A 25,354-nucleotide genomic window follows, 5' to 3' on the forward strand; every position below is an offset into this window, starting at 1 on the left:
GCCCCTCCCCGCCGGTCTGCCCGCTCAGTGCCGAAGTGACGCTCTCCACCGCGGAGTTGCCCGCCGCGGCCCGGCACACCCGGCCGGCGTAGGCCATGCACCCCACCTCACCGCCCACCCGCACCGGGGCGACGACGAGTCCGGGGGGCGACGGGAGGGTGCGGCCGCGGGGCCTTGGCGGCGGGGAACCAAGGGGGGCGGAGGGGGCAGGTGGAGGGGTTTGGGAGGATGTCCGGATGGACACCGAGGTGAGGGCGGGGGCCGTCGCGCCCTGGGAGCTGCGGGCCGGGCGGACCGCCGACGTGGAGGCCGTCGCGGAGCTGCGTGCCGCCGTGATGCGCGCGGACCTGGAACGGCTCGGCCGCTACGACGACCACCGGGTGCGCCAGCGGCTGCGCGACTCCTTCTCCACCCGCCACACCTCGATCGTCACGGTCGGCGGCGAATTCGCCGGCTGCGTCACCCTCCGGCCGGTGGACGACGGCCTGCTGCTCGAACACTTCTATCTCGCCCCGCACCACCAGGGCCGCGGACTCGGCTCCGCGGTGCTGCGTACGGTGCTGGCGCGGGCCGACGCGCAGGGCGCGACCGTCCGGCTGAAGGTCCTCCAGGGCAGCGCCGCACAGCGGCTGTACGCGCGCCACGGTTTCACCGTCGAGGCCCAGGACCCGATCGACGTCCTCATGACCCGCCCGCCGACCGCTTCCGGGCGCCCATGCGCGCCCGGGAGCCGCCTCAGTGCCGGATGAACTCCAGCAGATCCGCCTCGACGGCCGCCCGGTACCCGCCGACCAGCCCGTGCGGGGCGCCGGGGTGCGCCTTGAGTACGGCACCGTCGATGAGTTCCGCGGACTTCGGTCCGGCCGCGCGGAAGGGCACGATCTGGTCGTCCTCGCCGTGGACGACCAGCGTGGGAACGTCGAACTTCCCCAGGTCGGCCGTGAAATCGGTCTCCGAGAACTGCCGGACGCACTCGTACGCGCCCCGGTAGCCGACCTGCATACTCAGCCGCCAGAAAGCGCGCCGGACCCCCTCGGAGGTCTCGGCGCCGGGGCGGTTGAAGCCGTAGAAGCTCTCGCTCAGGTCCCAGTAGAACTGTGAGCGGTCGGCCCGCACCCCCTCCCGGATGGCGTCGAACGCCTCCAGCGGGGTGCCCTCGGGATTGGTCCCGCTCTTCACCATGACCGGCGGGACGGCGCCGATCAGCACCGCCTTGGCGACCCGCCCGGTACCGTGCCGGCCGATGTAGCGCGCCACCTCGCCGCCGCCGGTCGAGTGCCCGACCAGGACCACGTCCCGCAGGTCGAGCTGCTCGATCAGCTCGGCGAGGTCGTCGGCGTACGTGTCCATGTCGTTGCCGTCCCACGGCTGGTCGGAGCGTCCATGGCCGCGGCGGTCGTGCGCGACGGCCCGGAAACCGTGGGTGGCGACGAGGGCGGCCTGCTCGTCCCAGATGTCGGCGCTCAGCGGCCAGCCGTGACTGAAGACGACCGGCTGCCCGCTTCCCCAGTCCTTGTGGAAGATCTTCGTGCCGTCCTGGGCCGTGATGAAGGGCATTGCGGACTCCCTTGCCTTGCTTGCCCCGCTGGGGCGTTTCCCGATGTACTCGCCACGGACGCTAGCCCGCGCCTGTCGTGTGCACGGTGTGAACACTCACAGGTGAACGTCCCTTCGCCGGGATGGACCACATGATCGGCCGACCTCACGGTGCGCCCCTCGGCGCGGTGCGGAGCACGTAACACCGGGTTCGCACAAGCGATGGCAAAGCCGCGAAATGTCGGTGTTCTGCAATGTGCCAAGTGCCTTCTCGCTCGCACTTGCGCCACTAGAATCGGCGCATGCACACGTACCGGATCGGTGAGGCCGCGGCCCTGATGGGTGTCAGTCCCGACACCCTGCGTCGGTGGGTCGACGGCGGGCGGTTGCAGGCCGAGCGTGACGAACAGGGCCGTCGGATCATCCCCGGCCCCGCGCTCGCGTCCTTCGCGCGGGAGCTCAAGCGGGAGGAGAAGGCCCGCTCGGGCTCGTCCGCGCGCAATCGGTTCGCCGGGATCGTCACCGACGTGATTCTCGGGGACGTCTCGGCCCAGGTCGAGATCCAGGCCGGGCCGTTCCGGGTGGTGTCGATGATCAGCCGGGAGTCGGCGGAGGAATTGCAGCTGGAGCCAGGTGTTCCGGCGACCGCCGTGATCAAGTCGACCAACGTGGTGGTGGAAAGACCGTGACCCCGCGCAACCCCACAGCGCGGCAGAGAGGGAGATTCCTGTGACAGTCCGTTCCATACGGCGCGGCACCCTGTGTCTGGCCGCCGGCGGCACCGCTTTGCTGCTGGCGCTCACCGCCTGCTCCTCCTCGGACAAGTCGTCCGACGCCACTGCGACATCCGGGTCGAGTTCCGACTCGGCGTCGAAGGAGGTGTCGGGGACGCTTGTCGTCTTCGCGGCGGCTTCGCTGAAGGAGAGCTTCACGACCCTGGGCGACCAGTTCAAGGCCGCGTACCCCGGCACCAACGTGGTGTTCAGCTTCGCCGGCAGCGACGCGCTGGCGGCGAGCCTGACCAACGGCGCCCCGGCCGACGTCTTCGCCGCGGCGAGCCCCAAGACGATGAAGATCGTCACGGACGCCGGTGACGGGCAGGGCACGCCCACCACCTTCGTCCGCAACCAGCTGGAGATCGCGACGCTTCCGGGCAACCCGAAGCACATCGCGTCGCTCAAGGACCTGACGAAGTCCGGTCTGAAGGTGGCGCTCTGCGCGAAGACCGTGCCGTGCGGCTCCGCGGCCGAGACCGCGCTGACCGGGAGCGGTATCAAGCTGACCCCGGTGTCGTACGAGCAGGACGTCAAGTCGGCGCTGACGAAGGTGGAGTTGAAGGAGGTCGACGCCTCCGTCGTCTACAAGACCGATGTGAAGGCGGCGGGCGGCAAGGTGACCGGCGTGGACTTCCCGGAGTCGGCGAACGCCATCAACGACTACCCGATCGTCCAGCTCACCAAGGCCCCGAACCCGAACGCGGCGCAGGCCTTCATCGCCCTGGTGAAGTCCGCCGAGGGCCAGAAGGTGCTCAGCCAGGCGGGCTTCCTCAACCCGTGAGCCACCCGTGAGTCCCATGGGGAAGCGCGCGGGCGCCGAACCGCCGGTCGTCGACGACCGGCGGTGGCGCCCGCGCGTCCTGAGCGGCCCGCGCGTCCCCCGTCGCCCGAGCGGTCCAAGCGGACCCCGCGGACCCCGCGCCCCCCGTACCGGTGGCTTCCGGAGCAGAGGCGGCGGGGTGCCGCTGCCCCTGCTGGTGCCCGCCCTGTTCGGCCTGGTGTTCCTGCTGCTGCCGCTGCTGGCCCTGCTGGTACGGGCGCCCTGGCGCGGCCTTCCGCACCAGCTGACCAGTACGGAGGTCTGGCAGGCGCTGCGGCTCTCGCTGGAGACCGCGACCTCGGCGACCGCCGTGACGCTGGTGCTCGGTGTGCCGCTGGCCTGGCTACTGGCCAGGACCGCCTTCCCCGGGCGGCGGATCGTACGGGCCCTGGTGACGCTGCCGCTGGTGCTGCCGCCGGTGGTGGGCGGCGTGGCGCTGCTGCTCGCGCTCGGCCGCAACGGGATCGTCGGCCGGTGGCTCGACTCGGCGTTCGGCGTCACCCTGCCGTTCACCACCGCGGGGGTGGTGGTCGCCGAGGCGTTCGTGGCGATGCCCTTCCTGGTGATCAGCGTGGAGGGGACACTGCGGGCCGCCGATGTGCGGTACGAGGAGGCCGCCGCGACGCTGGGCGCCTCGCGGTTCACGGCCTTCCGTCGGGTGACGCTGCCGATGATCGCGCCGGGCGTGGCGGCCGGCGCGGTGCTGGCCTGGGCGCGGGCGCTCGGCGAGTTCGGGGCCACGATCACCTTCGCGGGCAATTTCCCCGGCCGTACGCAGACGATGCCGCTGGCCGTCTATCTCGCGCTCCAGGACGACCCGGAGGCCGCGATCGCGCTGAGTCTGGTGCTGCTCGCGGTGTCCGTCGCGGTGCTGGCGGGGCTGCGCGACCGCTGGACGGGGGCGGTGTGAGCGCCGAGGGAAAGCCCGCGGACGGGACGCCGGAACCGACGGCCGACGGACTCGACGCCCATCTCGTGCTGGACCGCGGTACGTTCCGCCTCGACGTGCGACTGACGGCCGCGCCCGGCGAGGTGCTGGCGCTGCTCGGGCCGAACGGCGCGGGGAAGACCACCGCGCTGCGCGCCCTGGCCGGGCTGGCCCCGCTGACCGGCGGCCGGCTGCGGCTCGACGGCGTCGCCCTGGAGGACCCCGCGCGGCGGCTGCGGACCGCGCCCGAGCGGCGGCCGGTCGGCGTGATCTTCCAGGACTATCTGCTCTTCCCGCACTTGACCGCCCTGGAGAACGTGGCCTTCGGGCCGCGCTGCCAGGGGATGCCCAGGGGCGAGGCGCGGGCGCTGGCCGCGGATCTGCTGGAGCGGATGGGCCTGACCGACCACGCGGCCGTCAAACCGCGGCGGTTGTCCGGTGGGCAGGCCCAACGGGTCGCTTTGGCGCGGGCGTTGGCCACCGGGCCGCGGCTGCTGCTGCTCGACGAGCCGCTGGCCGCGCTGGACGCCCGGGCCCGGCTGGACGTACGGGCCGAACTGCGCCGCCATCTGGCCGAGTTCGAGGCGGTGGCGGTGCTGGTCACCCACGATCCGCTGGACGCGATGGTGCTCGCCGACCGGCTGGTCGTCGTCGAGCACGGCGAGGTCGTCCAGGAGGGCACCCCGGCGGAGATCGCCCGCCGCCCCCGTACCGACTACATCGCCCGGCTGGTCGGCCTCAACCTCTACCAGGGCGCGGCCGACGGTCACACCGTGCGGCTCGGGCCCGAACTCGCCCTGACCACCACGGAGAAGCTGTACGGCCCGGTGTTCGTCGCCTTCCCGCCGAGCGCGGTCGCCCTGCACCGGGACCGGCCCGAGTCCAGCGCGCGCAACGCCTGGCGGGCCCGGATCAGCGGCATGGAGTCGCACGGCGACCAGATCCGGGTCGCCCTGACCGGGTCGGCCGACGGGCTGCCGCTGGCGGCCGATCTGACGACGGTGGCCGTCGCGGAACTCGATCTGCGTACCGGCTCGGAGGTGTGGGCGTCGGTGAAGGCCGCCCAGACGCACGCGTATCCGGCCTGACGGCCGCGTATCCGGCCTGACGTCCGCCACGTCCCGTACGGGGGCGGGCCTGAGCCCCCTCCGGACGCGCGCCGCCGCGAAGGCGCACCCCGGACTTCGCGGCGACGCGGTCCGAATGCCCCGGACCGGGCCGAACAGGCCCCGGTCCCGGGCTCGTTCGGGGATCAGCTCGGCAGGGTCCAGCTCTGGTTCGCCGAGCCGGTGCAGGACCAGATCTGGAGCCGGGTGCCGTTGGCCGAACTCGGTCCGGTCGCGTCCAGGCACTTCCCGGACTGCGGATTGACCAGCGAGCCGTTGGCACCGGGCTGCCAGACCTGCGAGCCGGTGCCGTTGCAGTCGTACAGCTGCACCTTGGTGCCGTTCGCCGTGCCGGCCGACGTGACGTCCATGCACTTGCCGAGCGCCTGGAGCGAGCCGTTGGACGCGACCGTCCACGACTGGGCCGACGTGCCGTTGCAGTCGTAGAGCTGCACCGCCGCGCCGTTGGCCGAACTCGCCGCCGCGATGTCCACGCACTTGCCGCCGTACCCGACGATCGGACCCGTGTGGTTCCCGGGCGGCGGGGTGACCGGGCCGGAGGCCCCGCCGAGCCAGCGCAGGCCGTTGAGGAGCAGTTGGTTCTGCTGGGCGCTGGCGAAGGTGGACGACAGGGTGGTGTTGGTCGCGTAGTCCATCGCGTTGTGGCCGAAGTTGGCGTAGAGCATCTTGTAGTTGCGGTTGGTCCAGACGATCGGGTAGTAGCCGCTGTACCAGGTCTGGTTCGGGTCGGTGCCGACCGGGAAGCTGGACGGGTCGATCGAGGCCAGGATGTCGATGTTCGGGTTCTGCCGCAGGTCGTTCTGCCAGCTGTACCACTCGCTGACCGAGGACGTGATGGTCGAGGGCAGGCCGGCGGTCGCCGGGTGGCCCCGGTCCTCGATCTTCAGCGTCTCGGAGGTCGGCCCCCAGCTGTTGCTGCGGAACGTGCCGGTGCCCAGGAAGGTGTTGTGGTACCAGGACCAGTCGCTGGGCACGGCGTCGTTGTACGCCGAGACATGGAAGCCCAGCCAGCCGCCGCCGTTGTCCATGTAGGTCTTGAACGCGCTCTGCTGGGCGGCGGTCTGCGGGTAGTCGTCGAGGAAGAGCACGACCTGGTAGTTGGCCAGGTTCGCGGTGTTGAGCTGGTTCCAGTCGGTGGTGGCGGTGTACGAGAAGCCGTTCGCCGCCGCCTGCTGCGGGAACCAGGCGTTGGCCTCGTGGACGAAGCTGATGTGGGCGGCGTCGTAGGTGCCGTCGTAGAAGGCGAGCACCTTGAAGGCGGGCGCCGCCTGGGCGCTGTGCGCGGGTGCCGTCTGCACCCCGAGCACCACGGCGAGGAGGGCGAACAGCCGTAGCAGGGTGCGGGACAGGGATGGCGCGGTGCGGGATCTGCTCATGGGTGGGGGACCTCCTGTGCGCGACGGGTGGGGGAGGTGGGGGGAGGTGCGCCTGTGCCAGGATTCAAAGGTCTAGACGATGTTCATGTCAATGATCCCAGGTCAGGTCCATGACCGGTCAACAGCGCGTGCCGGTCAGGTAATTGATCTCCGTTCACCCACTTGACTGCGCGGCGGTGGCGCCGCGATCCTCCCAACCACGGACAGGAAGGTTTCCTGTACTCCCTTGTCCCCCCGTACTCCCCCGTTCTCCCCCGTACTCCGGTGTGCCCCATGGGCGCACCCCGCGCTTCTCCCCCGCGCCCCCCGCTTTCCCAGGAGCCCCCACATGCGCAGCTTCCTCCGCAGCAGACCCCCCTCGGCCGTCCGGAAACGCTTCCGGCGGGCCCCCGTAGTGGTCGCCGTCGCCGCCGCGCTCGGCACCGTCGTCGCTCTTGTGTCCGGTACGGGTGCCGCGACCGCCGCCATCCCGGCCGCGGCACCCGTCTCCGTCCAGGCCACCGCGGCCGCCGCCCCGACCTCGTTCGCCCACCCCGGCGTGCTCGTCAGCCAGTCGCAGCTCGACTTCATCCGTTCCAAGGTGCAGGCGAACGCCGAGCCGTGGAAGAGCGCGTACAACCAGATGATCGGCAGTTCGTACGCCTCGCTGTCCCGCGTCGCGGCGCCGCGCGCCAATGTCGAGTGCGGCTCGTACTCCAACCCCAACAACGGCTGTACGGACGAGCGCCAGGACGCCATCGCCGCGTACACCGACGCGCTGGCCTGGTACATCACCGGCAACAGCGCCTACGCGCAGAAGTCGATCCAGCTGATGAACGCCTGGGCCGGCGTGATCACCACGCACACCAACAGCAACGCCCCGCTCCAGACCGGCTGGGCGGGCTCGGTGTGGCCGCGCGCCGCCGAGATCATCCGCTACACCTACTCCGGCTGGGCGGCCGCGGACATCACCCGCTTCTCGACCATGCTGCGCAACGTGTATCTGCCCGAGGTGATCAACGGCTCCAACAGCAACGGCAACTGGGAGCTGTCGATGATGGAGGCCGCCGTCGGCATCTCCGTCTTCCTCAACGACACCTCCGACTACGACAAGGCCATCACCCGCTACCTCAACCGGGTCCCGGCCTACATCTACCTGACCTCGGACGGCGCCCTGCCCAAGACCGTGGCGGGCAGCGGGCTGACCAGCTCGTCGCAGATCATCGGCTACTGGCAGGGGCAGTCCACCTTCGTCGACGGCCTGACCCAGGAGACCTGCCGCGACTTCACCCACACCGGCTACGGCATCGCGTCGATCTCCGACATCGCCGAGACCGCCGCGATCCAGGGCCAGGACCTCTATCCGCAGGTCGGCGAGCGGCTGCGGCAGGCGCTCGGCTTCCAGTCGACGTACGAGCTGGGCGCGGCCGTGCCGTCCTGGCTGTGCGGCGGTTCGCTGACCAAGGGCCTCGGTCCGGTCACCGAGGTCGGCTTCAACGCGCTGCACAACCGGCTCGGCTACGCGATGACCAACACCCAGACGCTCACCGAGTCGCGCCGCCCGGCGGGCACCAACGATCTCTTCGTGGCCTGGGAGACGCTGACCAACGCCAACAATCCGAATGTCGTCCCGGGCGGCAGCACCACCCCGCCGCCCACCACCCCGCCGCCCGGCAACCGCACCGGCCCGATCGTCGGGTACGGCGGCAAGTGCGTGGACATCGCGGCGGCGAGTTCGGCCAACGGCACGGCGGTGCAGCTCTACGACTGCAACGGCACGGCGGCCCAGTCCTGGACGGTCGCGTCCAACGGCTCGCTCCAGGCGCTCGGCAAGTGCATGGACGTCACCTCCGCCGGCACCGCCAACGGCACAACCGTGCAGCTCTACGACTGCAACGGCACCGGCTCCCAGGTCTGGCAGCCCGGCGCCGGCGGCTCGCTGGTCAACCCGCAGTCCGGCAAGTGCCTGGACGCCACGGGCAACAGCTCCGCCAACGGCACCCGGCTCCAGATCTGGTCCTGCACCGGCTCCGCCAACCAGAACTGGGCCCTGCCCGGCTGACCCCGGCGGGCCCCCATGGACGGCGCCGCCGCGAAAGGGTGCGCCTGCGCGGCGGCGCCCACCCCCGGGCAGGGGTACGGCGCGCCGGACGTCCGATTCGTTCAAGACTCCGGACGTCCGGCGCGCCTAGCGTGGGCGCCATGACAGCACGTATCACTCCCCGTATCGACATGATCGGCCTCGTCGTCAGCGACATCGCCGTCTCGCTCGCCTTCTACCGCCGGCTGGGCATCGACCTGCCCGCCGAGGCGGACACCCAGCCGCACGCCGAGGCCACCCTGCCCGGCGGGCTGCGGATCGCCTGGGACACCGTCGAGACCGTCCGCTCCTTCGACCCCGCGTGGATTCCGGCCACCGGCTCCCGGGTCTCGCTGGCCTTCGACTGCGGCAGCCCGCAGGGCGTGGACACGGTGTACGCGGAGCTGACGGAGGCCGGTTACGTGGGCAGGCTCCAGCCCTGGGACGCCTTCTGGGGCCAGCGGTACGCGGTCGTGCACGACCCGGACGGCAACGCCGTGGACCTCTTCGCTCCGGCGGCGTCCTGACCGGTCGTCAGGCACAGGGCGCCGGCGGCCGTACGGCGTCGCCAGACCCCGTGCGGCCGCGCGGAGGCGAACCCCTCACCGGCCGCTACGGGCCCAGCAGCCGGCCGAGCGGCACCCCCGTCAGAGCCCTGACCTCGCGGGCCAGGTGCGGCTGGTCCGCGTAGCCCGCCGCGACGGCCACCTCGGCGAAGGACGTGCCGCGGCGGGCCAGCGCCAGGGCGCGCTGCAACCGCAGCACCCGAGCCAGCGTCTTGGGGCCGTATCCGAAGGCGGCCTCGCAGCGGCGGCGCAACTGCCGCTCCCCCAGGCCGGTCCCGGCGGCGACCTCGGCGACCGGGCGGCCACGCGCGAGCGCCCCGGCGACCGCGCCCGGCAGCGGATCGGCGGCCCCCGTCGCGCGGACCCGGTCCACCGCCCAGCCCTCCAGGCCCGCCGCGGGCCCCGCCGCCACTCGTTCGGCGAGCCGCCGGGCGTCCGCGCCGGGCCACAGCGCGTCCAGCGGCACCCGCAGGTCCCGTACCTCCCGGGCGGGCGCGCCCAGCAGCGCGGGTCCGGCGCCCGGGGCGAAGCGCAGCCCCGCGTAGTCGGTGCCCGGCCGGTCCTCGGCGAGGTGGGCCACCGTGTCGGGCCCGGCGACCAGCAGCGTGCCCTCGTACCAGATCAGGTCCATACAGCCGTCGGGCAGCACGCGGTACACCCCGCCGCCGTCGCGGCGGGTCCACACGGTGACGCCCGGCACCCGGGCGGCCCGTTCCCGGTAGTCGCCGTCCACCCCTCCATGGTGCCGTGCGGCGCGCGCGGGCACGGGACAGGGGGCGGATGTATACGCCGGGTCGGACGCCGTGACACGCGCGCGGGCGGGGCAAGGCCCCCGACGGTCGCCCTCAGCCGTCCTCAGCGGTCGCCCTCAGCACCCTTCCGCGCTCCTCAGCGCTCCTCAGCGCTCCTCAGCGCTCCTCAGCGGTCGAAGTCGTCGCCGCGCCGGGGCGAGGGCATCGGCAGGTGCGGGGGCTGCCGGGGGAAGGGCGGGGGCGCCGCATGTGGGGGCGCCGCATGTGGCGGAGGCGGAGTGGGCGGTGGAGGCGGAGGCGCGGGTATAGGTGCCCCGGGGCGGCGCGGGCGCAGCCGGGCGCGGACATCGCGGTGCGGGATGAAGTCGGCCCAGCGCTCGGGGTACTCGGCGGGCGGGTCGGCGCCGTACTCGTCCTCCTCGTCGGCGCGGGCCGCCCGGCGGGCGACGGCCGCGGCGACCACCTCCGCGGCCACGGCCTCCCGGCGCCGCGCGTTCTCCTCGCGGGCGGCGGCGGTGGCCAGCGACGGCCAGACCCGGTCGGTGGCCGCGTTGACGGCGGCGCCGACCAGCACCGCGAAGGCGGACACGCCGATCCACAGCAGTACGGCCACGGGTGCGGCCAGCGAGCCGTAGATCGTCGGGCCCTCGACGGTGTGGGTGAGGTAGATCCGCAGGACGAAGCTGCCGACCACCCACATCAGCAGCGCGATCAGCGCGCCGGGCACGTCCTCGTACCAGGCCGACCGCACCGGCACCGAGACGTGGTAGAGCGTGGTGAGGAAGGCGACCGAGGCGAGCAGCACGCCGGGCCAGTACAGGACGTGGACGGTGCCGGTGCTGCCGGGCAGGACATCGGTGACCGCGCCGGGGCCCGCCACCACCAGCGGGAGCACGGCCGCGCCGAGGACGAGCGCGATCACGTAGAGCATCAGGGACATCAGCCGGGTCTTGACGATGCCTCGGCGGCCTTCGAGGCCGTACATGATGGTGATGGTGTCCACGAAGACGTTCACCGCGCGGGAGCCGGACCACAGGGCGATGAGGAAGCCCAGGGATATCAGGTCCGGCCGGCGTCCGTGGAAGACGTCGTCCACCAGGGGTTTGACCAGCTGGTTGACGCCGTTGTCGGAGAGCACCGTGGAGGACGCCGTGAGGATGTTGGTACGGATGTGGTCGATGGTGTCGAGACCGACGACGGTGTCCACGTAGCCGAGCGCGCCGACCAGGCCGAGCAGCAGCGGCGGCAGGGACAGCAGGACGAAGAAGGCCGCCTCCGCGGCCAGACCGGTGACCCGGTACTCCACGCAGGAGTTGACGGTGTCCTTCAGCAGCAGCCAGCCGACCTTGCGCTTCGAGACGTTCCGGTACAGAGCGCGGGCCCTGCGCCACCGGTTCGGCCGCCGGTGGCTTCTTCCTTCTGCTGCTTGCACCCCCTTACGTTAGCTGGCATGACAGCCCTCACTCACACCGTCACGAACCAGCCTCCACCGCTGGTGGGCCATGACGTCTACGGCACGGACGCCGCGCTCACGGAGGCGGTGGCCCGGCACGCGGACCCCGGCCTGCTGGCGGAGATCACCGACGAGCTGACCGGGCTCGGCCGGGCCGCGGGTTCCGCCCAGGCGCAGCGGTGGGCGGAGGAGGCGAACACGTACACCCCGGTGCTGCGCACCCACGACCGCTACGGCAACAGGATCGACGAGGTCGACTTCCACCCGTCCTGGCACCGGCTGCTCGGCCACGCGGTCTCCTCCGGGCTGACCGACGCCTGGTCCCGCCCGGACGGGCATCTGCGGCGCGCCGCGGGCTTCGTGGTGTGGTCGCAGGTCGAGGCGGGCCACGGCTGTCCGGTGTCGATGACGCACGCGGCCGTCCCCGCGCTGCGCACCGACCCGGCGCTGGCGGCCGAGTGGGAGCCCCGGCTGGGATCGCGGGCGTACGAGCGGCAGCTGACGGCGCCGGGCGGCAAGCCGGGGGCGCTGTTCGGGATGGGCATGACGGAGAAGCAGGGCGGCTCGGACGTACGGGCCAACACCACGCGGGCCGAACCGCTGGCGGAGCCGGGGACGTACGCGCTGACCGGCCACAAGTGGTTCTGCTCGGCGCCGATGTCGGACGGGTTCCTGGTGCTCGCCCAAGCATCCCCCTCCGGCAAGGACGCGCTGACCTGTTTCCTGCTGCCGCGGGTGCTCGCGGACGGCACCCGGAACGTCTTCGCGATCCAGCGCCTCAAGGACAAGCTCGGCAACCGCTCGAACGCCTCGGCCGAGGTGGAGTTCAGCGGTACGTGGGCGCGGCGGGTCGGCGAGGAGGGCCGCGGGGTGGCGACCATCATCGAGATGGTGGCGGCCACCCGGCTGGACTGCGCGCTGGGGTCGGCGGCGCTGATGCGGCAGGCGGTGGCGCAGGCGATCCACCACGCCGCGTACCGCGACGCCTTCGGCGGGCCGCTGATCGACAAGCCGCTGATGCGCAATGTGCTGGCGGACCTGGCCCTGGAGTCCGAGGCGGCGACGACGGCCGCGCTGCGGCTGGCCGCCGCCTACGACGCGGACACCGAGCAGGAGCGGGCGCTGCGCCGGCTGGCCGTGGCGGTCACCAAGTTCTGGGTGACCAAGCGCTGCCCGGTGGTGGCGGCCGAGGCGCTGGAGTGCCTGGGCGGCAACGGGTACGTGGAGGAGTCCGGGATGCCGCGGATCTTCCGTGAGTCGCCGCTCAACTCGGTGTGGGAGGGGTCGGGCAACGTCCAGGCGCTCGATGTGCTGCGGGTGCTCCGGCGCGAGCCGCAGGCGGTGGACGCCTTCCTCGCCGAGGTCGGGCTCGCGCGGGGCGCCGACCACCGGCTGGACGCGGCGGTCAAGGATCTGCGGGCCGAACTCGCCGATCAGGAGGGCGTGGAGACCCGGGCCCGGCGGATCGTCGAGCGGATGGCACTGGTCTTCCAGGGCTCGCTGCTGGTGCGGTTCGCGCCGTCCCCGGTCGCGGACGCCTTCTGCGCCTCACGGCTGGGCGGGGACTGGGGTGCCACCTTCGGGACGCTGCCGACCGCGGCGGATCCGGCGGCGATCGTGGAGCGGGCCCGGCCGGTCGCGCCCTGACCCCCGCTCCCGCCCCGGGGCGCGCGGCGCCGGCAGAAGGACCGCAAGGCCCGGACCAAGGCCCGCGCTCCCGCCCGCCCGGGCGCGCGGCGCCGGGCCGCGAAAGCCCCCACCGCGCGTGGCGCCGGGCCGCGAAGCCCCCCACCTCGCGCGGCGCCGGGCCGTGGGCCCCAGGGAGCGCGGCCGCAGGCCGTCCCAGGGACGACGCGGCGGCGAGCACCCGCCCCTTCGAGGCGGGAGAAACGTTTCCGCCGCCGCGCCGTCAGGGGGTGGCGCCGCGCCGACTCGGCACCACCCCCGGCCCCGCGCGCCGTACCCGACGACCCGTCGGACCCCCCGACCCGCGGGCGCGGTGACGCGCGGTCACTGTCCGTCGAAGTCGCGTAGGCTCGCAACCGTTGCAGCCCGTTGCAGCCCGTTTGTGCGCGGTCTCCGGCGACCCCGGACGAGCCGGTCACGCGCGGCCGCACCGAGGTCGGCGGCACCGGACGGCATCCGAAGCGGGGGCGGCGTGGCACACCTACCGATCAGGCCGGGACGACCCTACGCCCGTGACCTACGCGCGTCACGGCAGCTGCTGGCCTCGGTCCGCGAGGCCGCGCTCGCGGGCCGCACACCGCCGCAGCCGCCACGCGCCGTGATCGGCGAGTCGTGGACCCGGGCGCTGCGGCTGGGCGTCGACCCGGACGTCGGCCGGCGGCACGGCGTCCTGGGCACCGACGAGATCGAGCACCGCAGGCGGTCCACCGCGCTCGCCGAGATGCTGCCGGCGCTGCGCGAGGGGCTGGTCCCGGCGGCGGACGCGGCCGGGCACATCATGGTGGTCACCGACACCGAGGGCCGGGTGCTGTGGCGCGACGGCAGCCTCGCGGTCCGCAGGAGCGCCGACCGGCTGGGCTTCGCCGAGGGCGCCTCCTGGGCCGAGGACTCGGTCGGCACCAACGCGATCGGCACCGCGCTGATCCTCCGCACCCCGCTCCAGGTGCACTCGGCCGAGCACTTCGTCCGTACCCACCACGGCTGGACCTGCGCGGCGGCGCCGCTGCACGACCCGCGCGACGGCCGGCTGCTGGGCGTGGTGAACGTCAGCGGGCCGGCCGCCACCGTGCACCCCGCCACGCTCTCGCTGGTCTCGGCGGTGGCGCGGGTGGCCGAGGGCGAGCTGCGGACCCGGCACTGGGCGGCGGTGGAGCGGCTGCGGTCGGTCGCGGCGCCACTGCTGGCCGGGATCGGGGGCCAGGCGCTGGCCGTGGACCGCAACGGCTGGACGGCGGCCGTGACCGGCATGGCGCCCACCGGCCGGATCGCCCTGCCCACCGCCGTCGGGGCCGGTCAGGTGTGGGTGCCCGCGCTCGGGATGTGCGCGTTCGAACCGCTGCCCGGCGGCTGGCTGATCCGGGTGGACGGCCGCGAACGCCCGCCCGCGGCCACCTCGGTGCTGCTCGACGTGAGCCGCGCGTCCGGCGCGTCGGTGACCGTCTCCGGCGCCGCGGGCAGCTGGACGCAGCGGCTCAGCCCCCGGCACGCCGAGGTGCTGTTCGTGCTGGCGGTGCGCCGGGCCGGCCGCACGGCGGCCGAGCTGGCCGCCGACCTCTTCGGCGACCCGAGCCGCGCGGTGACGGTACGGGCGGAGATGTCCCGGCTGCGGCGCACCCTGTCCGGGGTGCTGGCGCACCGCCCGTACCGGTTCGCCGACGGGGTCGAGGTCGAAGTCGTCCGCCCGCGCCCTCCGTTGGACCCGCTGCCGCACTCGGTGGCGCCTGCGGTGCTCGCGGCCCGGCGCTGACCACGGCGTTCGGCCGTTTAGGGCGACCGTACGAGCGCCGTTTAGGGTGACCGCATGAGCACCGCCGTGACCACCTGGTCCCTCGAACTGACCGCGCCGGGCGAGCTGCGCCCGGCGGCCGCGCCCGCGGCGGAGACCGACGTCCGGATCGCGCGGGCCGAAGTCCCCTCAGCGGAATTCGGGCGCTTCCTGTATACGGCGGTGGGCGGCGACTGCCAGTGGACCGACCGGCTGCCGTGGCCGCCCGAGCGGTGGCGGACACATCTGGAACGGCCCGGCTGCGAGGTGTGGGTGGCCTACGAGCGCGGCACCCCGGCCGGCTATGTGGAGCTGGACGCGCAGGACGGCGGCGTCGTGGAGATCGCGTACTTCGGGCTGCTGCCCGCCTTCCGCGGCCGCGGTCTCGGCGGCCATCTGCTGTCGTACGGGACCGCGCGGGCCTGGGACCTGGCCGGCCGGTGGCCCGGGCGGCCGGCCACCGGCCGGGTGTGGGTGCACACCTGCTCGCTGGACGGGCCCTACGCGCTGGAGAACTACCGGCGGCGCGGCTTCCGGGTGTTCGACACGGTGACGGCCCCGGCCGCCGAACAGGCGGCCGCCGGGCTCGGCGTCTGAACCGGTGGCGGCCCGCCGGGCCGTGACCTGTGTGACGGCTGACGTGACACACACCACACCGTCTCGATTGATGAGATTATCTGGTCCACATAGCGGACGTCGGTGGACTCCCCGGAGACCCGCATGCCACGCTTTCGTCATGTCACGCACTGGAATCACCTTGGTAGGTCGGCCGCACGTCGACTTCTGCCGCGTGTCCAGCGCCATCTGTCCGGCGGGCTGACCGCACTCCGGCACCACCGCTCCGCCATCCCCGTCGTCGTGGATGCGCGGGATCAGCCGCCCGCCCGGCCGCGTATCGCAGCCTGCGCCCGCCCAGGCCATGGGCCTCTCCCGCGCCGTACCGACCGTATTCGAGCCTGCCCGAAGGACGCATCGCCATGGGTTCCAGCCCTGACCGCCCCCAGCCTCCGGCCGGAGGTGCCCGCCCGGCAGCCGCCGCGAACCGCCGCAAGAACACGCGGCACCGCGGTGAGGGCCAGTGGGCCAAGGGCCACTTCACCCCGCTCAACGGCGCCGAGCAGTTCAAGCGGGACGACGACGGCCTCAATGTGCGGGCGCGCATCGAGACGATCTACCACCACGGCGGCTTCGACGCGATCGACCCCAACGACCTGCGCGGGCGCTTCCGTTGGTGGGGTCTGTACACCCAGCGCCGCCCCGGGATCGAAGGCGGGCGCACCGGCTCGCTGGAGCCGGAGGAGCTGGAGGACAAGTTCTTCATGCTCCGGATCCGGGTCACCGGCGGCCGGCTCACCACCGAGCAGCTGAGGGTCATCGGCGAGGTCTCGCAGACCTACGCCCGGGGCACCGCGGACATCACCGACCGGCAGAACATCCAGCTGCACTGGGTCCGTATCGAGGACGTCAAGGACATCTGGGAGAAGCTGGAGGCCGTCGGTCTGAGCACGACCGAGGCGTGCGGCGACTGCCCGCGCGGCATGCTCGGTTCGCCGGTGGCCGGGGTCGCCGAGGACGAGATCATCGACGGCACCCCCGCGCTGGACGAGATCGTCCGCCGGTACATCGACAACCCCGAGTTCTCCAACCTGCCGCGCAAGTTCAAGACGTCGGTGTCGGGTTCGCCGCTGCTGGACACCGCGCACGAGATCAACGACATCTCGTTCGTCGGCGTGGTCCACCCCGAGCACGGCCCGGGCTTCGACCTGTGGGTCGGCGGCGGTCTGTCCACCAACCCGATGTTCGGCGTCCGGCTGGGCGCCTGGGTGCCGATCGAGGACGTGCCCGACGTCTGGGCCGGGGTCACCTCGATCTTCCGCGACTACGGCTACCGCCGGCTGCGGCACCGCGCCCGTTTGAAGTTCCTGGTCGCCGACTGGGGCGCCGAGCGCTTCCGCGAGGTGCTGGAGCAGGAGTACCTCAAGCGCGAGCTGACCGACGGCCCGGCGCCCGAGCAGCCCGCCCAGAAGTGGCGCGACCACATCGGGGTGCACCGGCAGAAGGACGGCCGCTTCTACGTCGGCTTCGCCCCCCGGGTCGGCCGGCTGGACGGCTCCCAGCTGACCAAGATCGCCGAACTCGCCGAGTCGCACGGCTCCGGCCGGGTGTCGACCACGGTCGAGCAGAAGATGATCGTCCTGGACGTGCCCGAGGACCGGGTGGCGTCCCTGGTGTCCGGCCTGGAGTCGATGGACCTGCGGGTCAACCCCTCTCCCTTCCGCCGCGGCACCATGGCCTGCACCGGTATCGAGTTCTGCAAGCTCGCCATCGTGGAGACCAAGGCGCGCGGCAGCGTACTGATCGACGAACTGGAGCGGCGCCTGCCGGACTTCGACGAGCCGATCACCATCAACATCAACGGCTGCCCGAACGCCTGCGCCCGCATCCAGACCGCCGACATCGGCCTCAAGGGCCAGCTGATCGTGGACGACGACGGCCGGCAGGTCGGCGGCTACCAGGTGCACCTGGGCGGCACGCTCGGCCTCGGCTCCGCCTTCGGCCGCAAAGTCCGCGGCCTCAAGGTCACCTCCGAGGGCGTGGAGGACTACGTCGAGCGCGTCCTGCGCCGCTACCAGTCCGACCGCGCCGAGGGCGAGAGCTTCTCCCAGTGGGCCGCGCACGCCCCGGACGAGGCTCTGTCGTGAGCGAGAGGGCGGCGCCGTTCTACTGCCCGTACTGCGGGGACGAGGACCTCCGGCCGTCGGAGGAGGGCCACGGTTCCTGGGAGTGCCGGGCGTGCAGCCGGGCGTTCCAGCTGAAGTTCCTGGGCCTGCTGTCCAGGGAGCACAAGGCCGACTCCCCCCATGGAGGCGCTTCGTGACCACCGCACAGCACACGGCCGACGACCTTCGGCAGCTCGCCGAGCGCGCCGGGCGCGATCTTGAGGACGCCCCCGCGCTCGACGTGCTGCGCTGGGCCGCCGACACCTTCGGCCGCCGCTTCTGCGTGACCTCGTCGATGGAGGACGCGGTCGTCTCGCACCTCGCCTCGCGCGCGCTGCCCGGCGTGGACGTCGTCTTCCTCGACACCGGCTACCACTTCCCGGAGACCATCGGCACCCGGGACGCGGTCGCCGCCGTCATGGACGTCAACGTGCTGACCATCACCCCGAAGCAGACCGTCGCCGAGCAGGACGCCCAGTACGGCCCGGAGCTGCACGACCGCGACCCCGACCTGTGCTGCGCGCTGCGCAAGGTCGCCCCGCTCGAAGAGGGCCTGAGCGGCTACGACGCCTGGGCCACCGGGCTGCGCCGCGACGAGTCCCCGACCCGGGCCGGCACCCCGGTGGTGGGCTGGGACGCCAAGCGGCAGAAGGTCAAGATCGCCCCGATCGCGCGCTGGACCCAGGACGACGTGGAGCGTTACGTCGCCGAGCACGGCGTGCTGACCAACCCGCTGCTGATGGACGGCTACGCCTCGGTCGGCTGCGCGCCCTGCACCCGCCGGGTGCTGGAGGGCGAGGACGTCCGCGCCGGACGCTGGGCCGGGCTCGGCAAGACCGAGTGCGGGATACACCTGTGACGACACGTCAGGAGTTCGAGATGAGCACCGGGGCCACCGTCTGGCTCACCGGTCTGCCGAGTGCCGGCAAGACCACCATCGCGTACGCGCTGGCGGAGCGGCTGCGCGGCGAGGGACACCGGGTCGAGGTGCTCGACGGCGACGAGATCCGTGAGTTCCTGTCCGCGGGGCTGGGCTTCACCCGCGAGGACCGGCACACCAATGTGCAGCGGATCGGCTTCGTCGCCGAACTCCTGGCCTCCCACGGCGTGCTGGTGCTGGTCCCGGTGATCGCGCCCTACGCCGACAGCCGCGAGGCGGTGCGCAAGCGCCACCAGACGCAGGGCACCGGCTATGTCGAGGTGCACGTGGCCACCCCCGTCGACGTCTGCTCCGAGCGGGACGTCAAGGGGCTGTACGCCAAGCAGGCCGCGGGCGAACTCACCGGCCTGACCGGCGTGGACGACCCGTACGAGGCCCCCGAGACGCCGGACCTGCGCATTCACACGCAGGACAGCACGGTGGCGCAGTCGGCGGCGGCCGTGCACGGGCTGCTGGTGGAACGGGGACTGGTCAGCGGATCTGATGCGGGATCCGAAGCGGCGAGCGAAGGCGAGACTGCCAAATGACGAGGACCGTCGCGCACAGCGGTACGACGGACAGCCCGTACGCGCTCTCCCACCTGGACGCGCTGGAGTCGGAGGCCGTGCACATCTTCCGCGAGGTCGCGGGCGAGTTCGAGCGGCCGGTGATCCTCTTCTCCGGCGGCAAGGACTCGATCCTGATGCTGCACCTCGCGCTGAAGGCGTTCGCGCCCGCCGCCGTGCCGTTCTCGCTGCTGCACGTGGACACCGGGCACAACTTCCCCGAGGTGCTGGAGTTCCGGGACCGTACGGTCGCCGAGCACAGCTTGCGGCTGCACGTGGCGCATGTGCAGGACTACATCGACGACGGCCGGCTGCGCGAGCGCCCGGACGGCACCCGCAACCCGCTCCAGACCGTGCCGCTGACCGACGCGATCCAGCAGCTGCGCTTCGACGCGGTCTTCGGCGGCGGGCGTCGCGACGAGGAGAAGGCCAGGGCCAAGGAGCGGGTCTTCTCGCTGCGCGACGAGTTCTCCCAGTGGGACCCGCGCCGCCAGCGCCCCGAGCTGTGGCAGCTCTACAACGGCCGGCACGCGCCCGGCGAGCACGTCCGGGTCTTCCCGCTGTCCAACTGGACCGAGCTGGACGTGTGGCAGTACATCGCCCGGGAGCGGATCGCGCTGCCGGACATCTACTTCGCCCACGAGCGCGAGGTGTTCAGCCGGTCCGGCATGTGGCTGACCCCCGGCGAGTGGGGCGGCCCGAAGGACGGTGAGCCGGTGGAGACCCGGACGGTCCGCTACCGCACGGTCGGCGACATGTCCTGCACGGGCGCGGTCGACTCCGACGCCACCACGCTCGAAGCGGTGATCACCGAGATCGCCGCGTCCCGGCTGACCGAGCGGGGAGCGACCCGCGCGGACGACAAGCTGTCCGAGGCCGCGATGGAAGACCGCAAGCGCGAGGGGTACTTCTAGCCATGACGAGCACCACGAGTCCGCTCACCGCCGAGCAGCTGTCGGCGACCACCCTGCTGCGTTTCGCCACCGCCGGTTCCGTGGACGACGGCAAGTCCACCCTGGTGGGCCGGCTGCTGCACGACTCCAAGTCGGTCCTCACCGACCAGCTCGAAGCCGTCGAGCGGGCCTCCCTGGGCCGCGGCCAGGAGGCGCCCGACCTCGCGCTGCTCACCGACGGCCTGCGGGCCGAGCGCGAGCAGGGCATCACCATCGACGTCGCCTACCGCTACTTCGCCACCGCGCGCCGCCGGTTCATCCTGGCCGACACGCCCGGCCATGTGCAGTACACCCGCAACATGGTGACCGGCGCCTCGACCGCAGAACTGGCCGTGGTGCTGGTCGACGCGCGCAACGGCGTGGTCGAGCAGACCCGCAGGCACGCCGCCGTCGCCGCGCTGCTGCGCGTCCCGCACGTGGTGCTGGCCGTCAACAAGATGGACCTGGTCGACTACGCGGAGCCGGTCTTCGCCGCCATCGCCGAGGAGTTCACCGCCTACGCGGCCTCGCTGGGCGTGCCCGACATCACGGCGATCCCGATCTCCGCGCTGGCCGGGGACAACGTGGTCGAGCCGTCCGCCAACATGGACTGGTACGGCGGCCCGACCGTGCTCGAACACCTGGAGACGGTCCCGGTCAGCCACGACCTGGCCGGCTGCCCGCCGCGCTTCCCCGTGCAGTACGTGATCCGCCCGCAGACCGCCGAGCACCCCGACTACCGCGGCTACGCGGGCCAGATCGCCTCCGGGCTGCTGCGGGTCGGCGAGCCGGTGACCGTACTGCCGTCCGGCCGTACCACCACGATCTCCGGGATCGACCTGCTCGGGCAGAGTGTGGACACCGCGTGGGCGCCGCAGTCGGTGACCGTGCTGCTCGCCGACGACCTGGATGTCTCGCGCGGCGACCTGATCGCGCCGACCGCGACCGCCCCGGCCGTCACCCAGGACGTCACGGCCACGGTGTGCCACCTGCACGAGCGGCCGCTGCGGGTCGGCGAGCGGGTGCTGCTCAAGCACGCGACGCGGACGGTGAAGGCGATCGTCAAGGCGCTGCCGTACCGGATCGACCTGTCGGCCGGCCTCGCGCACGAGAACGCCCCGGCCGCGCTTGAGGTCAACGACATCGGCGCGGTGGTGCTGCGGACCGCGGAGCCGCTGCCGATGGACGCCTACGCCGACTCCCGGCTGACCGGGTCCTTCCTGCTGATCGACCCCGCGGACGGCACCACGCTGACCGCCGGGATGGCGGGCGAGGCGTTCGCCGAAAAGATTCCGGCCGCGGACGCCGCGGCCGACGACGAAGGATGGGACTTCTGACGATGGCTCAGGAAGCCTTCTCCGGTTTCGCGAAGGAGGGCGGGCGCGTCGGCAGCGGCTCGCTCGGCTCGGGTACGGGCGGGGTCGCGCGATGTGCGCGCTGACTCCCCCGGCCGCGGGACACGGTCCGACCGTGCCCGCCGCCGTACCCCTGTCGCACCGCTTCCGAAGACCTGACGAACTTCCGGCCGTGCGCTGGCTCTGATCCAGCGCGCGACACGCCGGGCCTTACGAGAGGACACCTCCGTGTCTGCCCTTGACCGCTCCGCGTCCCGCTCCTCCGCCCGCCGCCGCAGACTTGTCGCCGCGGCCGCCACCCTGCCGATACTCGTCGGCGCACTGGCCGCCTGCGGCTACGGCTCCGACAAGGCCGAGAGCGACCCGACGGTCGCCCCGACCACCGCCGGTACCAAGAAGCTCTCCGCCGACGAGGTGAAGATCGGCTACTTCCCGAACCTGACCCACGCCACCGCGCTGGTGGGCCTGAAGGAAGGCATCTTCCAGAAGGAACTGGGCGGCACGTCCATCAAGGAACTGACCTTCAACGCGGGCCCGGCCGAGATCGAGGCGCTGAACGCCGGTTCGATCGACATCGGCTGGATCGGCCCCTCCCCGTCGATCAACGGCTTCACCAAGTCCAACGGGACCAACCTGCGGATCATCTCCGGCTCGGCCTCCGGCGGCGTCAAGCTCGTTGTCAACCCCAAGAAGATCAAGACCCTGGACGACATCAAGGGCAAGAAGATCGCCACCCCCCAGCTCGGCAACACCCAGGACGTGGCGCTGCTGAACTGGATCGCCTCCAAGGGCTGGAAGGTCGACGCGCAGAGCGGCAAGGGCGATGTCTCGGTCGTCCGCACCGACAACAAGATCACCCCGGACGCGTACAAGAGCGGCTCGATCGACGGCGCGTGGGTGCCGGAGCCGACCGCGTCCAAGCTGGTGGCCGAGGGCGCGAAGGTGCTGCTGGACGAGAGCACGCTGTGGCCGGACAACAAGTTCGTGATCACCAATGTGATCGTGTCCCAGAAGTTCCTGAACGCGCACCCGGACGTGGTGGAGGCGGTGCTGCGCGGTTCGGTGAAGACCAACGCGTGGATCAAGGCCAACTCCGACCAGGCCAAGGCGGACGCGAACGCCGAACTGGAGCAGCTGACGCAGAAGGCGCTGCCGGCGGACGTCCTGGACCCGGCCTGGCAGTCCATCGAGGTGACCGACGACCCGCTGGCCAAGACCGCCCAGGAGGAGGCCGCGCACGCGGTGTCGGCCGGTCTGCTCAAGTCGCCGAACCTGAACGGCCTGTACGACCTCACGCTGCTCAACAAGGTCCTCAAGGAAGCGGGACAGCCCACCGTCGACGCCGCGGGGCTCGGCAAGCAGTGACGGCCGGACATCCGTAACAGTCCATAGCAGTCCGTAGCAGTCCGCATCCGCATCCGCACCCGAGGACCCCAGGAGGTGACACCCATGGCCGACACTCTGACCAGTGCCGCCGCGCCCACCGCGGAGCCGACCGCCCACGCGGCACGGCTGGACCATGTGTCGAAGGCATTCGGCAGGCCCGGCGCCCAGCAGCTCGTGCTGGACGACATCACGCTCGACGTACGACCCGGTGAGTTCGTCTGCCTGCTGGGGGCCTCGGGGTGCGGAAAGTCGACGCTGCTCAATCTGGTGGCGGGCCTGGACAAGCCGTCCGTCGGGACCATCGCCACCCCCGGCGGCCGGCCGGCCCTGATGTTCCAGGAGCACGCCCTTTTCCCGTGGCTGACCGCGGGCAAGAACATCGAACTGACCCTGCGGCTGCGCGGGGTGCCGCGCGAGGAGCGCCGCCCGGAGGCCGAGCGGCTGCTCGAACTGGTCCGGCTCACGGGTGCGTACGGCAAGCGGGTGCACGAGCTGTCCGGCGGGATGCGGCAGCGGGTGGCGCTGGCCAGGGCGCTGGCGCAGGACAGCCAGCTGCTGCTGATGGACGAGCCGTTCGCGGCTCTGGACGCGATCACCAGGGATGTGCTGCACGACGAGCTGACCCGGATCTGGTCGGAGACCGACCTGTCGGTGCTGTTCGTGACGCACAACGTCCGGGAGGCGGTACGGCTCGCCCAGCGGGTCGTGCTGCTGTCCTCCCGGCCGGGGCGGATCGCCCGTGAGTGGACGATCGGCATCCCGCAGCCGCGCCGGATCGAGGACGCGGCCGTGGCGGATCTGTCCGTCGAGATCACCGAAGAACTGCGTGGGGAGATCCGCCGCCATGGCCAGCACTGAGACGGGCACGGAAGAGGCGGGCGGCGGTTCCGCCCCCGCCGCCGCGGAAGAGGCCGTCGCCCTGGAGAAGGCGGCGGGCGAACGGGATCTGTCCGGCCTGGAGGCGGGCCTGGACGCGCTGGAGACCGTCACGGTCGGCCGGGCCCCGGTCGGGCAGCTGCTGCTGAAGAAGGTACTGCCGCCGCTCAGCGCGATCGCGCTGGTCCTGGTGGTGTGGCAGCTGGCCTCCTGGGGCAAGGTCGCCGACCCGACCAAGCTGCCCAGCCCCTCCGCGGTGGGCCAGGCGCTCAGCGACCGCTGGAACTCGGGCGACCTGCTCACCATCATCTGGACCAGCGTGGAGCGCGGCCTGCTGGGCTTCCTCGCCGCGCTGGTGATCGGCACCCCGCTGGGTCTGCTGGTGGCCCGGGTGTCGTTCGTCCGGGCCGCGATCGGTCCGATCCTGTCCGGACTCCAGTCGCTGCCGTCGGTGGCGTGGGTGCCGGCCGCGGTGATCTGGCTGGGCATCAACGACTCGTCGATGTACGCGGTGATCCTGCTGGGCGCGGTGCCCTCGATCGCCAACGGCCTGGTCTCCGGCATCGACCAGGTCCCGCCGCTGTATCTGCGGGCCGGCCGGACCATCGGCGCGACCGGGCTGCGCGGCGCCTGGTACATCCTGCTGCCGGCCGCGCTGCCGGGGTACGTGGCGGGCCTCAAGCAGGGCTGGGCGTTCTCCTGGCGGTCGCTGATGGCCGCCGAGCTGATCGCCTCCTCGCCCGACCTGGGCGTGGGCCTGGGCCGTTATCTGGAGAACATGCGCGAGGGCTCCGACATGGCGGGCGTCTTCCTGGGCATCCTGCTGATCCTCTTCGTCGGTATCGCCATCGACCAGATCATCTTCAGCCCGCTGGAGCGCTGGGTCCTGCGCACCCGCGGACTGTCCGCCAGGAGCCAGTGACCACCGTGCACCTGTACCACCGGCCCGGCCAGGGCGCCCTTCCCCCGCTGCTCGTCATCGCGCACGGCTCCCGCGACCCGCGGCACGCCGCGACCGTACGCGCGCTGACGGAGCGGGTCGGGGCGGCCCGGCCGGGCCTGCGCGTGGAGACCGCGTTCCTGGACTTCCGCGCGCCCTCGGTGCCGCTGGCCGTGCGCCGGCTGGCGGCCGACGGCGTACGGGACGCGGTGGCGCTGCCGCTGCTGCTGACCCGGGCCTTCCACGCCAAGACCGACATCCCGGCCGTCCTGCGGGAGTCCACGGCGGGTCTGCCGGGACTGCGGCTGCGTACCGCCGATGTGCTCGGCCCGTCCCCGCTGCTGACGGCCGCCCTGGAACGGCGGCTGTACGAGGCCGGGCTGCGGCCCGGCGACCGCCCGTCGACCGGCGTCGTGCTGGCCTCGGCGGGCTCCACCGATCCGGAGGCGAGCGCGGTGATCGCTGAAATCGCGCGGGAGTGGCGGCGTACCGGTTGGTGCGCCGTGCGGCCCGCGTTCGCCTCCGCGTCCCTGCCGCGCACCGAGGACGCGGTACGCGCCCTGCGCGCCGAGGGCGTCCGCCGGATCGCGGTGGCGCCGTACGTCATCGCGCCCGGCTTCCTGCCGGACCGGATCGCGCGCGGCGCCCGGGAGGCCGGGGCCGATCTGCTGGCGCCGGTGCTGGGCGCCGCCCCCGAGGTGGCCAGGCTGCTGCTGCGGCGCTACGACCAGGCGCTGCTGCCCGCCCGGCAGGCCGTCGCGGCCTGAGCCGGACGGGATACGTGTAGGGGCCATCTCCCAGGTCAGAGGTGGGGTT

The 25,354-nt window shown here is 72.6% G+C and carries 25 protein-coding genes and 1 pseudogene; 22 read left to right on the plus strand and 4 right to left on the minus strand.

What is annotated here, in order from left to right; genetic code table 11:
* Window positions 1-236: 236 nt before the first annotated feature.
* Window positions 237-749: a GNAT family N-acetyltransferase gene (locus tag OHA30_RS06105; RefSeq protein WP_328912766.1), complete on the plus strand. Its 513-nt coding sequence runs from the start codon at window positions 237-239 to the stop codon at window positions 747-749.
* On the opposite strand, the gene OHA30_RS06110 is transcribed toward OHA30_RS06105, so the two are convergent.
* The gene (locus OHA30_RS06110) at window positions 736-1,557 is read right to left on the minus strand and encodes an alpha/beta fold hydrolase (protein WP_328912767.1); all 822 of its coding nucleotides are present in this window, start codon (window positions 1,555-1,557) and stop codon (window positions 736-738) included. The two genes, OHA30_RS06105 and OHA30_RS06110, sit on opposite strands and share 14 nt — an antisense overlap.
* 281 nt (window positions 1,558-1,838) lie before the next feature.
* On the opposite strand from OHA30_RS06110, the gene OHA30_RS06115 reads away from it, so the two are divergent.
* From OHA30_RS06115 to OHA30_RS06130, 4 genes are read left to right on the plus strand one after another with little or no spacing between them, the layout of a single operon-like run.
* Window positions 1,839-2,225 (plus strand): TOBE domain-containing protein, encoded by a 387-nt coding sequence (locus OHA30_RS06115; protein ID WP_328912768.1) that lies wholly within the window; start codon window positions 1,839-1,841, stop codon window positions 2,223-2,225.
* Window positions 2,226-2,265: 40 nt separating this feature from the next.
* Window positions 2,266-3,093 carry a molybdate ABC transporter substrate-binding protein gene (gene modA, locus OHA30_RS06120; protein ID WP_328912769.1) on the plus strand — a complete coding sequence of 276 codons (828 nt, stop codon included), beginning with the start codon at window positions 2,266-2,268 and terminating at the stop codon, window positions 3,091-3,093.
* A 16-nt stretch (window positions 3,094-3,109) separates the two neighbouring features.
* On the plus strand, window positions 3,110-4,042 hold the full coding sequence (locus OHA30_RS06125; protein ID WP_405785762.1) for an ABC transporter permease: 933 nt from the start codon (window positions 3,110-3,112) through the stop codon (window positions 4,040-4,042).
* Entirely contained in the window at window positions 4,039-5,148 is a 1,110-nt protein-coding gene (locus OHA30_RS06130) for an ABC transporter ATP-binding protein (protein ID WP_328912770.1), read from the plus strand. Before OHA30_RS06125 ends, OHA30_RS06130 begins: the two co-directional genes overlap by 4 nt.
* Before the next feature lie 164 nt (window positions 5,149-5,312).
* Here the strand turns inward: OHA30_RS06130 and OHA30_RS06135 are convergent, their stop codons facing one another.
* Window positions 5,313-6,563 carry a ThuA domain-containing protein gene (locus OHA30_RS06135; RefSeq protein ID WP_328912771.1) on the minus strand — a complete coding sequence of 417 codons (1,251 nt, stop codon included), beginning with the start codon at window positions 6,561-6,563 and terminating at the stop codon, window positions 5,313-5,315.
* 328 nt (window positions 6,564-6,891) lie between these two features.
* Here OHA30_RS06135 and OHA30_RS06140 point away from each other — a divergent pair.
* The 3 genes and pseudogenes from OHA30_RS06140 to OHA30_RS06150 all read left to right on the plus strand — a co-directional run.
* Window positions 6,892-8,166, plus strand: a pseudogene (locus tag OHA30_RS06140) (alginate lyase family protein); the annotation flags it as partial.
* A 66-nt stretch (window positions 8,167-8,232) separates the two neighbouring features.
* Window positions 8,233-8,604 (plus strand): ricin-type beta-trefoil lectin domain protein, encoded by a 372-nt coding sequence (locus tag OHA30_RS06145; RefSeq protein WP_328917754.1) that lies wholly within the window; start codon window positions 8,233-8,235, stop codon window positions 8,602-8,604.
* Between the two features lie 140 nt (window positions 8,605-8,744).
* Window positions 8,745-9,149, plus strand: a complete 405-nt coding sequence (locus OHA30_RS06150; RefSeq protein ID WP_328912772.1) for a VOC family protein — start codon at window positions 8,745-8,747, stop codon at window positions 9,147-9,149.
* Window positions 9,150-9,234: 85 nt separating this feature from the next.
* Here the strand turns inward: OHA30_RS06150 and OHA30_RS06155 are convergent, their stop codons facing one another.
* Both OHA30_RS06155 and OHA30_RS06160 read right to left on the minus strand, forming a co-directional pair.
* On the minus strand, window positions 9,235-9,921 hold the full coding sequence (locus OHA30_RS06155; protein WP_328912773.1) for a helix-turn-helix transcriptional regulator: 687 nt from the start codon (window positions 9,919-9,921) through the stop codon (window positions 9,235-9,237).
* Window positions 9,922-10,106: 185 nt separating this feature from the next.
* On the minus strand, window positions 10,107-11,372 hold the full coding sequence (locus tag OHA30_RS06160; RefSeq protein ID WP_328912774.1) for a YihY/virulence factor BrkB family protein: 1,266 nt from the start codon (window positions 11,370-11,372) through the stop codon (window positions 10,107-10,109).
* A gap of 18 nt (window positions 11,373-11,390) precedes the next feature.
* Between OHA30_RS06160 and OHA30_RS06165 the strand changes: the two genes are divergently transcribed.
* The 14 genes from OHA30_RS06165 to OHA30_RS06230 all read left to right on the plus strand — a co-directional run bounded on the left by OHA30_RS06165 (window position 11,391) and on the right by OHA30_RS06230 (window position 25,305).
* Entirely contained in the window at window positions 11,391-13,040 is a 1,650-nt protein-coding gene (locus OHA30_RS06165) for an acyl-CoA dehydrogenase family protein (protein WP_328912775.1), read from the plus strand.
* Between the two features lie 511 nt (window positions 13,041-13,551).
* The gene (locus OHA30_RS06170; RefSeq protein WP_328912776.1) at window positions 13,552-14,826 is read left to right on the plus strand and encodes a GAF domain-containing protein; all 1,275 of its coding nucleotides are present in this window, start codon (window positions 13,552-13,554) and stop codon (window positions 14,824-14,826) included.
* 54 nt (window positions 14,827-14,880) lie between these two features.
* A complete protein-coding gene (locus OHA30_RS06175) occupies window positions 14,881-15,441 on the plus strand; it encodes a GNAT family N-acetyltransferase (protein WP_328912777.1) in 561 nt (186 codons plus the stop codon).
* Window positions 15,442-15,580: 139 nt separating this feature from the next.
* Window positions 15,581-15,664: a putative leader peptide gene (locus OHA30_RS06180; protein ID WP_328917755.1), complete on the plus strand. Its 84-nt coding sequence runs from the start codon at window positions 15,581-15,583 to the stop codon at window positions 15,662-15,664.
* A gap of 157 nt (window positions 15,665-15,821) precedes the next feature.
* Window positions 15,822-17,546, plus strand: a complete 1,725-nt coding sequence (locus OHA30_RS06185; RefSeq protein ID WP_328912778.1) for a nitrite/sulfite reductase — start codon at window positions 15,822-15,824, stop codon at window positions 17,544-17,546.
* The gene (locus OHA30_RS06190) at window positions 17,543-17,722 is read left to right on the plus strand and encodes a hypothetical protein (RefSeq protein WP_328912779.1); all 180 of its coding nucleotides are present in this window, start codon (window positions 17,543-17,545) and stop codon (window positions 17,720-17,722) included. Before OHA30_RS06185 ends, OHA30_RS06190 begins: the two co-directional genes overlap by 4 nt.
* A complete protein-coding gene (locus tag OHA30_RS06195; RefSeq protein ID WP_328912780.1) occupies window positions 17,719-18,423 on the plus strand; it encodes a phosphoadenylyl-sulfate reductase in 705 nt (234 codons plus the stop codon). The genes OHA30_RS06190 and OHA30_RS06195 overlap by 4 nt, the downstream gene beginning before the upstream one ends.
* On the plus strand, window positions 18,405-19,031 hold the full coding sequence (gene cysC, locus OHA30_RS06200; RefSeq protein ID WP_405785759.1) for an adenylyl-sulfate kinase: 627 nt from the start codon (window positions 18,405-18,407) through the stop codon (window positions 19,029-19,031). Before OHA30_RS06195 ends, cysC begins: the two co-directional genes overlap by 19 nt.
* The gene (cysD, locus tag OHA30_RS06205; RefSeq protein ID WP_328912782.1) at window positions 19,028-19,963 is read left to right on the plus strand and encodes a sulfate adenylyltransferase subunit CysD; all 936 of its coding nucleotides are present in this window, start codon (window positions 19,028-19,030) and stop codon (window positions 19,961-19,963) included. Before cysC ends, cysD begins: the two co-directional genes overlap by 4 nt.
* Before the next feature lie 2 nt (window positions 19,964-19,965).
* On the plus strand, window positions 19,966-21,318 hold the full coding sequence (locus tag OHA30_RS06210) for a sulfate adenylyltransferase subunit 1 (RefSeq protein ID WP_328912783.1): 1,353 nt from the start codon (window positions 19,966-19,968) through the stop codon (window positions 21,316-21,318).
* Window positions 21,319-21,564: 246 nt separating this feature from the next.
* Window positions 21,565-22,701: an aliphatic sulfonate ABC transporter substrate-binding protein gene (locus tag OHA30_RS06215; RefSeq protein WP_328912784.1), complete on the plus strand. Its 1,137-nt coding sequence runs from the start codon at window positions 21,565-21,567 to the stop codon at window positions 22,699-22,701.
* An 84-nt stretch (window positions 22,702-22,785) separates the two neighbouring features.
* Entirely contained in the window at window positions 22,786-23,580 is a 795-nt protein-coding gene (locus OHA30_RS06220) for an ABC transporter ATP-binding protein (protein WP_328912785.1), read from the plus strand.
* Window positions 23,567-24,520 (plus strand): ABC transporter permease, encoded by a 954-nt coding sequence (locus OHA30_RS06225; protein ID WP_328912786.1) that lies wholly within the window; start codon window positions 23,567-23,569, stop codon window positions 24,518-24,520. Before OHA30_RS06220 ends, OHA30_RS06225 begins: the two co-directional genes overlap by 14 nt.
* A gap of 5 nt (window positions 24,521-24,525) precedes the next feature.
* Window positions 24,526-25,305 (plus strand): sirohydrochlorin chelatase, encoded by a 780-nt coding sequence (locus tag OHA30_RS06230; RefSeq protein WP_328917756.1) that lies wholly within the window; start codon window positions 24,526-24,528, stop codon window positions 25,303-25,305.
* The last annotated feature ends 49 nt before the right edge of the window (window positions 25,306-25,354 follow it).

Origin of the sequence: Streptomyces sp. NBC_00223, assembly GCF_036199905.1 — a bacterium.
Lineage (GTDB): Bacteria > Actinomycetota > Actinomycetes > Streptomycetales > Streptomycetaceae > Actinacidiphila.

Excerpts from the sequence above, each read along its gene's own strand:
- OHA30_RS06220 (WP_328912785.1), top strand. The coding sequence starts at position 22,786 with ATGGCCGACACTCTGACCAGTGCCGCCGCGCCCACCGCGGAGCCGACC.
- OHA30_RS06115 (WP_328912768.1), top strand. The coding sequence starts at position 1,839 with ATGCACACGTACCGGATCGGTGAGGCCGCGGCCCTGATGGGTGTCAGT.
- OHA30_RS06150 (WP_328912772.1), top strand. The coding sequence starts at position 8,745 with ATGACAGCACGTATCACTCCCCGTATCGACATGATCGGCCTCGTCGTC.
- OHA30_RS06125 (WP_405785762.1), top strand. The coding sequence starts at position 3,110 with ATGGGGAAGCGCGCGGGCGCCGAACCGCCGGTCGTCGACGACCGGCGG.
- OHA30_RS06225 (WP_328912786.1), top strand. The coding sequence starts at position 23,567 with ATGGCCAGCACTGAGACGGGCACGGAAGAGGCGGGCGGCGGTTCCGCC.
- OHA30_RS06165 (WP_328912775.1), top strand. The coding sequence starts at position 11,391 with ATGACAGCCCTCACTCACACCGTCACGAACCAGCCTCCACCGCTGGTG.
- OHA30_RS06185 (WP_328912778.1), top strand. The coding sequence starts at position 15,822 with ATGGGTTCCAGCCCTGACCGCCCCCAGCCTCCGGCCGGAGGTGCCCGC.
- OHA30_RS06135 (WP_328912771.1), bottom strand. The coding sequence starts at position 6,563 with ATGAGCAGATCCCGCACCGCGCCATCCCTGTCCCGCACCCTGCTACGG.
- OHA30_RS06110 (WP_328912767.1), bottom strand. The coding sequence starts at position 1,557 with ATGCCCTTCATCACGGCCCAGGACGGCACGAAGATCTTCCACAAGGAC.
- OHA30_RS06175 (WP_328912777.1), top strand. The coding sequence starts at position 14,881 with ATGAGCACCGCCGTGACCACCTGGTCCCTCGAACTGACCGCGCCGGGC.
- OHA30_RS06210 (WP_328912783.1), top strand. The coding sequence starts at position 19,966 with ATGACGAGCACCACGAGTCCGCTCACCGCCGAGCAGCTGTCGGCGACC.
- OHA30_RS06180 (WP_328917755.1), top strand. The coding sequence starts at position 15,581 with ATGTCACGCACTGGAATCACCTTGGTAGGTCGGCCGCACGTCGACTTC.
- OHA30_RS06105 (WP_328912766.1), top strand. The coding sequence starts at position 237 with ATGGACACCGAGGTGAGGGCGGGGGCCGTCGCGCCCTGGGAGCTGCGG.
- cysD (WP_328912782.1), top strand. The coding sequence starts at position 19,028 with ATGACGAGGACCGTCGCGCACAGCGGTACGACGGACAGCCCGTACGCG.